The organism is Prosthecobacter sp. Pr1, from assembly GCF_057652315.1.
Genome location: NZ_JBYFBS010000021.1, coordinates 18,534 through 31,061, shown reverse-complemented (window position 1 = coordinate 31,061; position 12,528 = coordinate 18,534). Strand labels below are relative to the sequence as shown.

At 58.8% G+C, this 12,528-nt stretch carries 8 protein-coding genes; 3 read left to right on the top strand and 5 right to left on the bottom strand.

Translation table 11 applies throughout. The annotated features are described in order from the left end of the window. Position 1: 1 nt before the first annotated feature. Positions 2-1,093: a hypothetical protein gene (locus tag AC24GY_RS25035; RefSeq protein WP_487688556.1), complete on the bottom strand. Its 1,092-nt coding sequence runs from the start codon at positions 1,091-1,093 to the stop codon at positions 2-4. A gap of 272 nt (positions 1,094-1,365) precedes the next feature. Further along, positions 1,366-4,116, bottom strand: a complete 2,751-nt coding sequence (locus AC24GY_RS25030) for a hypothetical protein (RefSeq protein WP_487688553.1) — start codon at positions 4,114-4,116, stop codon at positions 1,366-1,368. A gap of 377 nt (positions 4,117-4,493) precedes the next feature. Between AC24GY_RS25030 and AC24GY_RS25025 the strand changes: the two genes are divergently transcribed. Continuing rightward, positions 4,494-4,685: a hypothetical protein gene (locus AC24GY_RS25025; RefSeq protein WP_422321205.1), complete on the top strand. Its 192-nt coding sequence runs from the start codon at positions 4,494-4,496 to the stop codon at positions 4,683-4,685. Positions 4,686-5,040: 355 nt separating this feature from the next. On the opposite strand, the gene AC24GY_RS25020 is transcribed toward AC24GY_RS25025, so the two are convergent. After that, on the bottom strand, positions 5,041-5,667 hold the full coding sequence (locus tag AC24GY_RS25020; RefSeq protein WP_487688551.1) for a hypothetical protein: 627 nt from the start codon (positions 5,665-5,667) through the stop codon (positions 5,041-5,043). A 170-nt stretch (positions 5,668-5,837) separates the two neighbouring features. Between AC24GY_RS25020 and AC24GY_RS25015 the strand changes: the two genes are divergently transcribed. Further along, positions 5,838-7,313, top strand: a complete 1,476-nt coding sequence (locus tag AC24GY_RS25015) for a PKD domain-containing protein (RefSeq protein WP_487688548.1) — start codon at positions 5,838-5,840, stop codon at positions 7,311-7,313. 156 nt (positions 7,314-7,469) lie between these two features. Here the strand turns inward: AC24GY_RS25015 and AC24GY_RS25010 are convergent, their stop codons facing one another. Next, complete coding sequence (locus AC24GY_RS25010; protein ID WP_487688545.1) at positions 7,470-9,791, bottom strand: S8 family peptidase; 2,322 nt, start codon at positions 9,789-9,791, stop codon at positions 7,470-7,472. Further along, positions 9,784-10,929 carry an AAA family ATPase gene (locus AC24GY_RS25005; RefSeq protein WP_487688543.1) on the bottom strand — a complete coding sequence of 382 codons (1,146 nt, stop codon included), beginning with the start codon at positions 10,927-10,929 and terminating at the stop codon, positions 9,784-9,786. The genes AC24GY_RS25010 and AC24GY_RS25005 overlap by 8 nt, the downstream gene beginning before the upstream one ends. 270 nt (positions 10,930-11,199) lie before the next feature. Here AC24GY_RS25005 and AC24GY_RS25000 point away from each other — a divergent pair, with 270 nt between their 5' ends. Further along, positions 11,200-12,372: an SGNH/GDSL hydrolase family protein gene (locus AC24GY_RS25000; protein ID WP_487688540.1), complete on the top strand. Its 1,173-nt coding sequence runs from the start codon at positions 11,200-11,202 to the stop codon at positions 12,370-12,372. The last annotated feature ends 156 nt before the right edge of the window (positions 12,373-12,528 follow it).

The following is a 12,528-nucleotide window of genomic DNA, read 5'->3' as shown; positions in this document are numbered from 1 at the left end:
GTCACATGCCCGTGGCAGGCGGGGGCAGGGTGATGGCTGGCGGCGCGTACATTTTGATGCGATCCGCCAGGGCCTTTTGTTCAGCCACCGTGCCATGTTCGTAATAGGTCTGAATGTCCACGGCTGTGATCGTGGCCGGACCACCCGCTTTTAGTGGCGGGCCGCTGCCCTTGATTTTTCCGGCCAGTCCCGCCCCGCTCGCCACCTCAGTCCACCGCTTGTTCTGCTCCTCGGGGCTGGCATTTTTCACCGCGTCATTCACCTCTCGGATCGAGGTCGCGAATTCCTTCAGGTTCGGCAGGTGTTCGTTGTTCGTCGCCAGTTGTTTTTTCAGAATCTCCATCTCCTCGGCGGTGGCCTTTTGCATTCGGAGCAGCTCCAGCTGCGAAGCCATCAGCCGCGCCTCCGCTTCATTGCGGCGGGGGGCCGTGCTCACCAGGGAGGGGGCCGGCAGATTGCTCAGCACCTGATTGCGGTTTTTCCCCAGGCCGGCACCTTCCGGCGTGATGGGTTCGCTGGCCTGCTCCAGGTCGTTCGGAGTGGGCAGTCGGCCCTCCAGCAGCATTTCCACGATCTGGATGTTCGCCATTGTCACGTTGGCCAAAATCCAGCCGTTGGGGGAAAGCTGGTCCGAATTTTCCGCATTCAGGTTGTAGGCGCGGAAGTCCTTCATCGCGTAGCGGATGCGGTGGGAGGCCTCCAGGTAGGCCGTGGCGCGCGCCTTGGAGTCAAAGATCTTGCGCAGTTCCAGGATGCCCACGCCCGTCAGTCCCAGCACGCCCAGGGTGTGCTTGCTCACCGTCCAGGTCTGGGAGGCCGCCGTGAAGGCCGCCAGCCCCGCCAGCGCCGTGTCTGAAGTCGCCCGGTTGTAGCGCTCCCCCGTGGCGCGGGCCTGGAAGATGGAGGCCACGCTGTTGGCGTAGTTGAAGGCCAGCGCGTCAGAGAGCTTTGCATCCTGCGTCGCATTTTGGTACTCCCCCGTTTTTGTGCGCTCCCTCTGCGCATACGAGACAAAGGTGCCCGGCAGCTTGCATGCACTGAGAGAGAGGCAGCCCAGCAGCGCCAGGGCAGGGAGGTGGAGACGGTGGATCATGGAGGGCAGGGGGGTGGAAAGAAGGAGCGGTGGCTGCAGCCTGGTCTGTCGAGCGCCCCACCATTGTTTGATTAACGCATCGTTTTTTAGCGGAATGGTTTTTGCATTGCAATATTCAACTAGGAGTAAGGATAAAATAGTAATGCGCGGTTATTATCAGTATTTCTAAATGCTTGTCTCAAATATAAACGGATGATGCTGCCTAATCTGAATGCCCTGCAAACCATTGTCGGGATTTCACGCAGGCCTGGTCACCATCCATCTGCCGCATCCTAATTCGCCTTCGTCTCCGGGGGCGGCAGCGTGCCGTCCTGGATGTATCTTTTGACGGTCTTCGTGGCGGCATCCAGCTTTTGCAGCCGTTCCATCAGCTTCTCGCGGCATTCCTGCAGCACCACGGCCTGGTTTCTCCCCTGGCTGCACATCGGCTCATGGGAGATGCTGTCCAGGCTCTGGTACAGCTCATTCACCAGGCAGTGGCACTGGGGTTCACTGGCGCCGTTCTCCTGCTCCTCCAGCGTCAGCGGGATGCGGATGATCTGCTGCAGCTGTTTGTCCGTCAGGTGCCATGACAGCGCGGCGTCATCATACGGAAATTCAAAGCACGCCGTGTGGATTTTGGCCACGCCCGCCTTTTCCCATTTGTCGTGCAGCAGGTTGAACTCCTGCAGATTGCGCACGCTGTGGGAGTAGGAGCGCTGGTTGACCAGCAGGAACAGCGGCCCGCCTCCCTGGTAGATCATGCCATGGTCTGTGGGCCTCGTGTCGGCCGCCTTCTGCCCCGTGGTGGGCTCGTCCCAGATCTGCACCACCAGGATTTCCAAAGGCTCATCCAGGAGCACGCACGGGTCTGCCTCGTAGTCGCGCAGGGCGCTGTCCAGCCAGCGGTTCAGTGAAGACATGCCGAAGTTGTCATAGTATCCGCCATCCGCCAGATGCTGCACATTGATGGGGAGCGGATCGTTCTGGCTCTCCCTGCCCACGTCCGGCCTGGCCATGGGCAGCACCCAGGGAAAGGAGGATGACATGCGCACCGCTGCGGCCACCGATGTGTCCAGCCACCACTCCGCCTTCAGTTTGGGGTCCGCCGGGCTTTTGACACGCCGGTTGCGGAACTCCCGCTCATCCTCTTCCTGACTGCTGAAAGAGCTGGTGCTGAAGACCACCGGCAGTCCGGTTTCCTGGCTGGTGCTGTTAAAGAGCGCCGCAGGCATTTTCCCCTTGGCCGCCAGCTCCGCCCACTCGCTCAGGCGCCAGTCGGTCAGGCTCCTTTGCTTGCTCTCCGGATTCAGCTTCTCTGCCCAGCGCTCCTGGATGGCGGTGCCACGGTCCACCCCCAGAAAGTACTTCAGCGGCGTGTTCACCCACAGGTCCGTAAAAAACAGGCCCTGCACGGTGGTGCCGAGACTGTCCCGCTGCGCATGCGTGCGCGGCAGGAAGTGCACCTCGGCGCCGAAGCGTTTCACCAGGTCTGCCACCGGCCATTCAGCAGGGCTCATGGCGGCCAGTCCGGCAGATCTTTCCTTCAACTCTTTGACCGGGACCGGAGGCGTGGTCGTGCCTTTCACCGGGCCGTTGGTCGGGCTGCGGGCGAGCCAGTGCGGATCATGGATGTCAGGCGCGTCATCGTAGTCAGGCATGTAGCTGTCCAGCCAGTACATCAGGCCGTAGGAGCCGCCGGACACACCGCTGACGAGGATGATCGAGTTCTTGAACGGATTGTCCTGCGGGTTCTCCGGCTTGGCAGGGTACATCTGCGCCAGCTTCCCCAGCACATGCGTCACCCACGTGCCCGAGTGTATGCCGCCGCCCTCCGCCGCCACCAGGATGATGCGCGGCTTCGTCTTTTCACCTTCCTTCGTTTTTGCCATTGCCTGCTCGATCTGGCGTTTGAGGATTTTTCCGGCCCGTGGCGGCTCAGCCTTCGTACGCTGCACCACAAAGGTGTAGTCCGTCGTGTTGGTGTGCCCCAGCCAGCAAAAGAAGCCGATGAAAATGCACACGCTCGGCAGCCGCCAGCGGTCCAGCATAAACGCCACAAACCCGAACTGCCAGCAGAGCACCGCCAGCAGCCAGACCACATAAAAAACCGCCGGCGGCGGATCCCGCATCCACACCACATAGCCATGGAACCACCAGAAGATAAGCGCTCCTACCAAACCCGCCGCCATCGCCGCGATGATCCCGGGCGCCACCGCAGTGACCTTGTTGTCCTTGTCATAATACAGCAGGCCGCGGCCAAACTCCGGCGGGATCAGGTTGAGGATCCACAGGCACACGTCCATCAGCACATTCAGCCACTTCGGCGGATCCTCCAGCGTGTAGTCCTTCGCCCGCTTGTAAAGGGCCTTCAGGTGCTCGCCCGGCAGCCACAGGTCAAACACCTCCCCCTCCAGCTCCTCGACCGCCCGCGCTCCTTTGGGCCGTGGCGGCGTTTTCACCTGCCCCACCCGCTGCAGCAGCACCACCGCCGCATAGAGCACGTAGGCCACCGCCCAGCCCGCCAGCATCGCCAGCCACGGCGCCCACCAGGCCCAGCCCGCCGGCGGCCCTCCCGGCGCATCCTCGTAGCCCACCTGCCAGCACACATACAGCGGGTAAACACCCACCAGAGACCAGAGAAAAACACCCGGCCCATTCACCGTCATGGCCGGCAGAAACGCCGGCGCCTTCAGGTAGGAGACATCAAAGCGCTGCGGTCCATAGCGCACCGTCAGGCAGCAGACCATCCGCATCGCCCACACGAAAAAGTACACGATGAAGCTCATCCAAAACATCGTCATCGCGCTCTTCGCCTCAAACGCACCTCGGATCAGATTCACCCGGTTCATGCATGCCAGCAGCTGCAGGATGCAGATGCCCAGCAGCGGAATGCGCAGCAGCCACATCCAGCTCAAAAGATCAAACACCCACACGATCATCACCTTCAAAAACACCCACAGCCGCGCCGCCAGCAGCCTTGGCTGAAAAGGGCCGGGCGCAGAGGCTTCAGGTATCGTGTTTGCATCATTAGACGGTTTCATAATCATCCTCAAGTTTACGACATCTGATTAAATGGAAGAATCAAACGCCTGGTACATCAGGAGCAAAAGACTAATAACAAACAATAAAACGGGCAATCAGCTCTTTCCTTCTGCGCTTTTTTTCGACGCGCCATAAAATGCAGGAATTTCGGAGCAGAACATCAGGCGGCAGAATTCCACTCCGGCCACAAAGGAAAATTCATCCGCCGCATCTCCGCCCTCAAAGGCCTGATGTCAAAAGCCACCCTCGCACCCCGTTGCGCTGGTGCCACATCCCGGCCGCTGCCCCCGGTTTAAAGGTTTAGGGCGCAATAAGTGAAAAGCTTATTGAGTGCCCGGGTGATGCAGATTAGATAAGGTGTGCAAAAAGAAGCCGTATGAAACCCTCCTCCGAACCCCTCGTCCTCAAGTCCCCACCCCACATCGGCGAACCCCACCCGCAGGCGCCGGAATGGCGTGCCGTCCAGGTGCGGCTGCTGGAAAGCGCCGACATCGAAGGCAAGGTCGTCTATGCGGGACCGAAAAACTGGCAGGTCGTCGAATCCTTCGTCCTCAAGTCCGCCGCCTGAGCCGGTCGAAGTCCCCGGCTGCTTTCACACTTCCTGGGTGCGAACCCCGGAGAAAGCAGCCGAGGGCTTTCACTCTCGCCGGGTGCTGCCGCTGCGCTGAGCTGAGCCGGGGTGGCGCGGGCGATCTGCCCGCAAAGCGCGCGCCATTCACGGGCAGGATTGCCCTTGCTGCTTCCAGCAGGCAGGGCTGGCGGTGCTCCATCGGCCAGCCGCCGCGGGCGTTTCCTTCGTGGCTATATTTTAGCGAAAAAAAAGGAAGCACGGGGCTCTTCGTTCGCGCAAAAAAAACAGCCGCCATGGGGAAAGGAAATGAGTTTTGGAAATGGCCATGCCGGGAACCAGCATCTGGCATTTCCTACTTGCGGCTGTCATCCTTCAGCAGGCGCAGGCTCAGGCGTTCTTTGAAAGGCCTGCGTGTCGGCGCAAAGCGGCGGCTGGAGCGGGCCGCCATCCAGCCGATGCAGCGGCGCGTGCTCAGGAGAAAGCCCAGCAGCGCCAGCAGCGGGCTCAGCCAGGGCATGATCCACAGGTTCGATCTCGCCACACGGTTTTCATAAGCCAGGCGCACATCCCGCCAGCCGTTCTGCAGCTGCACCGTCAGCGGCCGGTAAAACGGGGCGGGGAAGAGAAAGCCCGGCTTCAGCGGCTTCTGCATCGCATCCGGGGCCATCCCCAGCGTCAAAGGCGCGCCGTGGGGCAGGCTGGCGAGGCTCTGCCACGCAGCACCGACGAAGCGAAAAGGATGCTCCCGGCCCGCCAGCCACACATCCACATGCGGCTCCGGCGTGCTGCGCGACCAGCCCCGCTCCGGCGCCGGCGCATAGGCCGTGCGCTCCACCGTGCCCGTCACCAGCACCAGATCATTCCGGCTCAGCTCGCGCGTGTGGTGAAAGTACAGCAGATCCGCCGCCATGAAAGCCGCCGCCGCCATCAAAGGCAGGCCAAAGAACAAAGTGCCAGGCAGGGAAAAAGGAGAAGGCATGCGTGAGGTGAGGCTGGTACTATTCGGTCCCTGTGTCCTTTGTCGAGTACGCGCTGGGTTTATTCAGCTCATCTTCGGCGCGAAGCGCTTGAAAGCCCCTGAGCAAGCCGCCGCCCTGCATCCGCGCATGCAGGATCTGCCGCGCGAGATCCGTTGAACGAACCTCCTCCATGAAAACATCGCACCAAATACTGGCCCTCATGGCCGCCGCCCTCTGCCAGCTGCACGCCGCACCGCCTGAGCCCACGCAGCAGCCCGCCCTGCGCGCCGTGGATCTGCGCATCGGCGAAGCCGCCGAGGTGAAACTCGCGGACGGCAGCACCGCGAAGGTGACACTGCTCGATCTCCAGGAGAAGACCGACACCCTTTCCAAAGCCGTGCGCGAGGCCAAAGTGAAAGTGCAGGTGAATGGCGCGGAGGCCTGGCTCACCAGCGCCAATTACCATCTGCCGCAAAGCGTCGGCGGCGTGCAGATCGACTGCCCCATCACGCGCGGCTACAATGCCAGCAGCGGCGAGGACTCCTGGGGGCTGGAGAAAGATGCGCGGCTGCGGCTCTGGCCTGCGGGCGCAGCGTGGATCGAGCCCGGCACCTTCGTCTATCCGCTGAAGCAGCGCTGGTTTGCCACCAGCACGCAGTTCTCCAATGAGCCCACCTACGTGGACGGCGGCGACAAGCCCGACCGCAAAAAAATCTACTACCACAACGATCTCGACTTCGGCGGCTGCGAAGGCCTCGTGGAAGTCGTCGCCGCCACAGACGGCCTCGTCGTCAGCGCGCGCGACAAGACGCTGGACGGCTACTCCCTCACGCCCGTGCGTCCGCGTTACGATGTGGTGTACGTGCTCGATGCCAGAGGCTGGTATTATCGCTACAGCCACTTCCACAGCATCGATGACGCCATCCAGCCCGGCACGCGGGTGAAGATGGGCCAGCGCATGGGCCTGCTGGGCAAAGAAGGCGCCAGCGGCGGGTGGTCGCACCTGCACTTTGGCATCAAGAGCCGCCAGCCCTCCGGCAAATGGGGCACGCAGGAGGCCTACGCCTTCGCGTGGGAAAGCTACGTGCGCGAGAACAAGCCCGCCCTCATCGCCGTGGCGCGTCCGCATCACCTCATCCGCGCTGGCGAGACGATCACGCTCGACGCCTCTAAGTCATGGGCCGCCGCAGGAAAAATCGCGAGTTACGAATGGACGCTCACCGACGGCACGAAGAGCAGCACCGCGAAGTTTGAGCACACCTACACCCAGCCCGGCAGCTACAGCGAGATCCTCAAAATCACCGGCCCCGCAGGCAGCACCAGCTACGACTTCGCCATCGTGCAGGTCATCGGCGCAGACCTCGTGAACATCCCGCCCGCGATCCATCCCAGCTTCCACCCCACCACCCATTTGAAGCCCGGCCAGGAGATCACCTTCAAGGTCCGCACCTTCCGCGATGCCGGCGGCGAGACCTGGAACTTCGGCGACGGCACCCCCACCGTCAGCGTCACCTCCGACGGCAACGCCAAAGCCCTCGCCAAAGACGGCTACGCCATCACCCACCACACCTTCACCCAGCCCGGCGACTACATCGTCAGCGTGGAGCATGTGAACGCCCGTGGGGAGAAAGCGCTGGGGCATCTGTGGGTGCGGATTGAGAAGTGAGCGCCGTCATTGACACAGGCGCACTCTTCATACAAACCCACCTTGCGATGGATCGCCCTGATCCCTCCCACTTTACGCATTCACCTAGTTTCTCTCCATACGGCGATTAAAATGACAAGGCTTATCCTGGCAACACTTCGAGGCTCAATGGAAAAACTATTGAATCTGAACTCGTAGCTCTGCTTCGGCACGGAGGCGGACTGGTTGCAGGGCGGGATACTTGCGAAGAGTCATGTCATAGAGATCACCATCAAACTTTGGGGCAGAGATGCTGACAACGGCTGCAAAGTCCAAACGGTCTCCGGCTCCCTGTCGAGGTATGGCGTGGAGAATCAGGAACGGTGAATTGAGTGAGTCCGCCTGTTTTCTCACTACTCGTTTCACGAGCGGTTCCCACTTTTGCTCCGAAGATCGTTGTTGGTCCTCGGTTCGATATTTGGGGGACGCCGTAACTGGAAGCGAGGACCGCCTCCACTTTTCTGCGAGCAATCGTTTTATCTCAATAGCATCATGCTTTGAGTTGAGGGTCTTTTCCTTGGCACCTATCAAGGTCTTAGGCGGAGTGTAACGATGAACCAAGCTGTCCGGGTAGAATATGTCCTCAACGCACAAAGAAGTGTAATCACTTGGATGAGATGCATTGACTGGTGGCAGGCACGCGATCGTCCATGAAATAGTCACGATTCCAGACGTTACGACTCCTTCTGGAAGCATAATTGGTAATTTAATATGACGCGTAGAAGGTAAAGATCCCTGAAATACAACGGAAACATGATTCGTATCGCACCGCACCAGTTCATTAAAGTTTGTGGCAACCACACCATGGCCCAGTTGATTGTCTGGCTTGGCTGCCGGATGCTTCGCTGTGTGAACCACAAGCGCTCTGGCGAGCAAAGAAGATGCTCGATCAATGTATCCAAATGCTTGCCCGGCAAGTGAAGCCACTTGCGGCGATGCAAAGCTAGTGCCTTGCTTCAAGACTTTTTGGTGGGCTATGGATGAAAGCAGATGAATCGGATTCAAGTCACAGCCTCCGAATGCAGTGACGTCTGGTTTCACTTTGCCGCACTCACGTCCAGGACCTTGACAAGAATATGGCGCGTGAGTGATGGCGTTTTTGATGATGGTGTGAGCGCCAATACCAAGACCATTTACAAGGTCGGAGGGTGCCTGAATTCGGTTCAATTCCTCTCCGGCATCCCCATCATTGCCGACTGCAACACAGAAACCGACTTTGTGCTCTACCGCCAACGTATCCAGTGCATATGTAAATCGAGAAATGGAATCATCCATGATCGGGCCCCGAGGGCCAAAGCTGATGTTCCAAAATTTCACATCATTCCTTATAGGGACGGCATTTTCGATGACATCAATGCACTCATAGAGGTCGGGATCAGAGACCGACGAAGTCGGAAGCGTTCGAACACTGACTACAGAAACATGAGGCGTAGGTAGTGGCTCCTTGGTCGGCCGGTCGTTGAGAGGTCCGTATAGAACTGTGCCAGCGACTGCCGTTCCATGGGCGATGCAATGTGCGTTTGGAGGCGTGTCGATGGATAGTTGTTCATCTTGCTCGGCGTGGTGTTTCAGGTGTGGATGTGAAGTGTCGATTCCGCCATCGAATATGCCTACTCGGATTGTTGATGGCTTATTACTTATTGGCGGAGGTGGTGATGGAAGGTGAGGAGCTGCTCTCAAATCTTCGAGGCCTCCAAGCACCAAAGGGTGGGCCGACCGAAGCGGATTTGCGTTGGTGACCGCAATGAGAGCCTCCTGCGTCAGAACACACGAAATGAAGGTGGGGCCGTTTGGATATGGTGCAGCCCGAAACTTTGGCGCATCCTTCCTGCCGAATAGGCTGCGCAGGAAATCCATCTGCTCAGCTTGCGAATGCAGCGTGGGGTGTAAAACGAGCTCGACTCGGCCACCACCCCAGTCTGTTGGAAATTGGAGTTGCTCAGTTGGGTGAAGCAAATCAAATCTCTCGATCCCCTGAATATCAGTTCGAAAGGGTTCAGGTAATAGGTTCTCCGGTTGATCGAGGATTCGAAGCAGGCGCTTGAATCCTGCATCATTGCTGCGGACGAAGACCAACCGTCCAGTGACCTCCTCTATACTCGATTCAAGCTGCTTCTTGATCCGTTTAGTTTGTGCGACATCCCGAGCTGCCACCTTGTAGTTTCGAGAGCCTACATTTTCCAGATCGCGGACGGTGGCGAAAAGCCCCTTGGGATCATACGTCTTCGCCATGCGGTCGGGATGGAGACGAAGGCAGAATACAGCCTCATCGTTGTAACGTTTCCGTTCGGGGAGAGAGGCGAATTTTTCCAACGACGCAGTTAATTCACTCTTCACTAGAGATCTTGCATCCTCGTAAGTGCGCGGCAGTTCTCCGGGTCTGCCGTGCCCTGGCTTTTCGATCTGGGTCAAATACAGCTCGCCATTGGCAAGGATCAAACGTCTTGGTTGTTCAGGCATTTTGCTTTCCCCTTGGCTTGCGCTTTTTGGTTAGTTGATATTGAACTGCTGATGGGCTTTTCCCCACAACATGGCCGATTTCTCTGACGGTAAGGTTGGTTGTTTCTTTGAGGAGTCTGCTCAGCGAGGCGGACTCTTCCTTCCGCATTCCCTGTTTGCGTGAAACGACGGCATCAGTAAAAAGCAGGGCCAGTTCTTTGCCTTCAATCACATGGCGGCGGACAACTGACTGAGAGAGCGTGTCGATCTCAGAACCGTTGCAGCCGTCAAGACAACGAGAAATCGCTGCAAGGAAACCCTCTGGAAAGTTTGGTGTGAACTGGCCACAGGCTCGTTCAAGTATCGCTAAACGCTCGGCTTGGCCGGGCAACAACAGTTCGATCACAACATCAAATCGACGGTTGATGGCAGGATCGAGGAGTTCGGGGTGATTGGTGGCGGCCACAAGCACTGAATGAAACGGCCAATCTTCCAACTCCTTGAGGAGAACATTCACGATCCTTTTCAATTCACCAACCTCGGTGGAATCGTCCCTCCTCTTGCCGATGGCGTCGAATTCATCCAGCAGCAGTACGCATGGTGTTGCTCTAGCGTAGTCTAGGCTGCGACGGAGATTCGACCCGGTTTTTCCTAGGAAGCTTGAAATTGACGTTGCGAGATCGAGGACCACAAGCGGCAAGCCGAGCTTGTGAGCCATCCATTTCGCTAGCATCGTTTTTCCTGTTCCGGGTCTGCCTTGTAGCAACAAGCTTCTTGGTGGAGTAAAGCCCTGCTTGAGCAATTTGTCGCACTCAATGCGCTCAATTAAAAAGCGCTCAATCTGACAATGTGTTGACTGGGCGAGCACTGGTTCCTTGGCGTCATCTACTGGCTGTATTCGAAGCAGTGCCAAACCGGCATCCGCGTCAGCTGGTGGAGGACTGGCCCCTCGCAGGCGCAATGCCGAGCTGTTTCCAGCGAATTTAGCGACTAGCGTTCCCAATGCCTGAGCCAGGTCCGGTGCCTCGGATTTCAAAGCCCTGACCGCATTTAACGAAAGCAACTCAAGGCGTTGAGTATTTCCTGCCAACCCCTCCTCAACAAGTTTCAAGAGTAATTGGCTAATGAGCTTTGTGCTAATTGTATTGTAAAGTTCCATGTATTCGCACAAAAAATCTACCGCAAAAATGAGAGGTGAACAACAATTATGTGCTAAAAAATATACGTTATGAAAAAATTAGCACAAAGCTGAGAGTGGTGCCGTCAATTGTTCAGAGCTCGGGAAAGGGGGTGAAAGCTTCTCTTGCGCCTTCACTGCGCTCTTTCTGTTGATTCGCTTTCGTCAACCAATCCTCCGCTAACTATTTGCAGCCCCCTTCTCTCTCAAAAATTTGACGTCCCACCCGCGCAGGCCAGTCTGCGGCACACCATGCCCACCACCCAGCCACCCGCGTCTCAGCCACGCCGCAGCCGCTTCTCCCTGCGCCATCTTCTTCGCTGCACCTGCCTCCTCGTTTCCCTCAGCCTCCTCAGCGCGCCGCTGGCCGCGCAGCAGGCCCAAAGCACAGCACAGGCTTTCATCCCAGCAGATGATACCAGCATCGGCTACTCCGGCTACGTGCACATGGAGTTCGTGCCGTACGTGAAGGAGGATCTCTTGTCCGCCCCCAAGATCGCGCGCTTTGACCGCATGCTCGACATCCCCGGCAAAGGCTACCGCTGGGACAACCCCGGCGCGCGCATCCGCTTCCGCACCGATGCCACGCACATCAAGGCGCTGCTCCACTTCAATGAGCTCCACATCTCCGCCAGCGCCCGCAACAGCCACGGCATCTACCTCATCGACGGCGCCACCCAGCCCGCGTGGACCTTTCACACCAAGGCCACCACGCCCAAGCGCGCCCCCGAAACCGTGGAGGTGCAGATGCCCGCCGTCGCCCCCGGATTCCACGATTACGAGATCGTCCTGCCCTACGGCGACGCCGTCGATTTCCAGGGCCTGGCGGTCAATGCCGCCGCGAAGATGCAGCCACCGCCCGCCGCACCCGCGGTTCGTTACGTCGCCTATGGCGACTCCGTCACGCACGGCTTCACCGCCAGCGCCATCGACAAAACCTACCCGTATCTGGTAGCTCAAAACAGGGGCTGGCAGCTCATCAATCTCGGCCTCGGCGGCCGCGCCTCCAACGTGGTCGATGCCCACGTCCTGAAAACCCTCAAGGCCGACGTCATCACCGTGCTCATGGGCGTGAACGACTGGCAGGGCGGCGGCCCCGTGGAGCGCTACCGCAAAAACATGACGGGCTTCTTCGATGCCCTCCGCGCCGTGCAGCCCACCGTGCCCATCTACTTCATCACCTCCCTCTGGGTGCCCCCCGCCTGGAGCCCCAAGTCCCAGATCACCGACCTCGAAGCCTACCGCCAGGTCGCCCGCGAAATCGTCCTCACCCGCAAAGACCCGAACCTCCACCTCATCGAAGGGCTTGATCTCATCGATCATGATCCCAAGCTGTTTGACGCGGTTGCGGTGCATCCGAATGACCAAGGCTTCGCGCAGATGGGGGAGAGACTGGCGAAGCAGTTGAAGCAGCCGGGGAAGTGAAGGGGGGGCAGGGGGATGATCTTCATCATCGCCGGGGAGAAACACCGATTCACCCCACCTTCTGGAGTGAAGATGGCCCACTCATCGATCCAGAGATTTTGAAGCGCTTCTCATTCACCCGTGAGTATTCTCGGGATCTGTGTCAACCGTGGATGT

Excerpts from the sequence above, each read along its gene's own strand:
- AC24GY_RS25035 (WP_487688556.1), bottom strand. The coding sequence starts at position 1,093 with ATGATCCACCGTCTCCACCTCCCTGCCCTGGCGCTGCTGGGCTGCCTC.
- AC24GY_RS25030 (WP_487688553.1), bottom strand. The coding sequence starts at position 4,116 with ATGAAACCGTCTAATGATGCAAACACGATACCTGAAGCCTCTGCGCCC.
- AC24GY_RS25025 (WP_422321205.1), top strand. The coding sequence starts at position 4,494 with ATGAAACCCTCCTCCGAACCCCTCGTCCTCAAGTCCCCACCCCACATC.
- AC24GY_RS25020 (WP_487688551.1), bottom strand. The coding sequence starts at position 5,667 with ATGCCTTCTCCTTTTTCCCTGCCTGGCACTTTGTTCTTTGGCCTGCCT.
- AC24GY_RS25015 (WP_487688548.1), top strand. The coding sequence starts at position 5,838 with ATGAAAACATCGCACCAAATACTGGCCCTCATGGCCGCCGCCCTCTGC.
- AC24GY_RS25010 (WP_487688545.1), bottom strand. The coding sequence starts at position 9,791 with ATGCCTGAACAACCAAGACGTTTGATCCTTGCCAATGGCGAGCTGTAT.
- AC24GY_RS25005 (WP_487688543.1), bottom strand. The coding sequence starts at position 10,929 with ATGGAACTTTACAATACAATTAGCACAAAGCTCATTAGCCAATTACTC.
- AC24GY_RS25000 (WP_487688540.1), top strand. The coding sequence starts at position 11,200 with ATGCCCACCACCCAGCCACCCGCGTCTCAGCCACGCCGCAGCCGCTTC.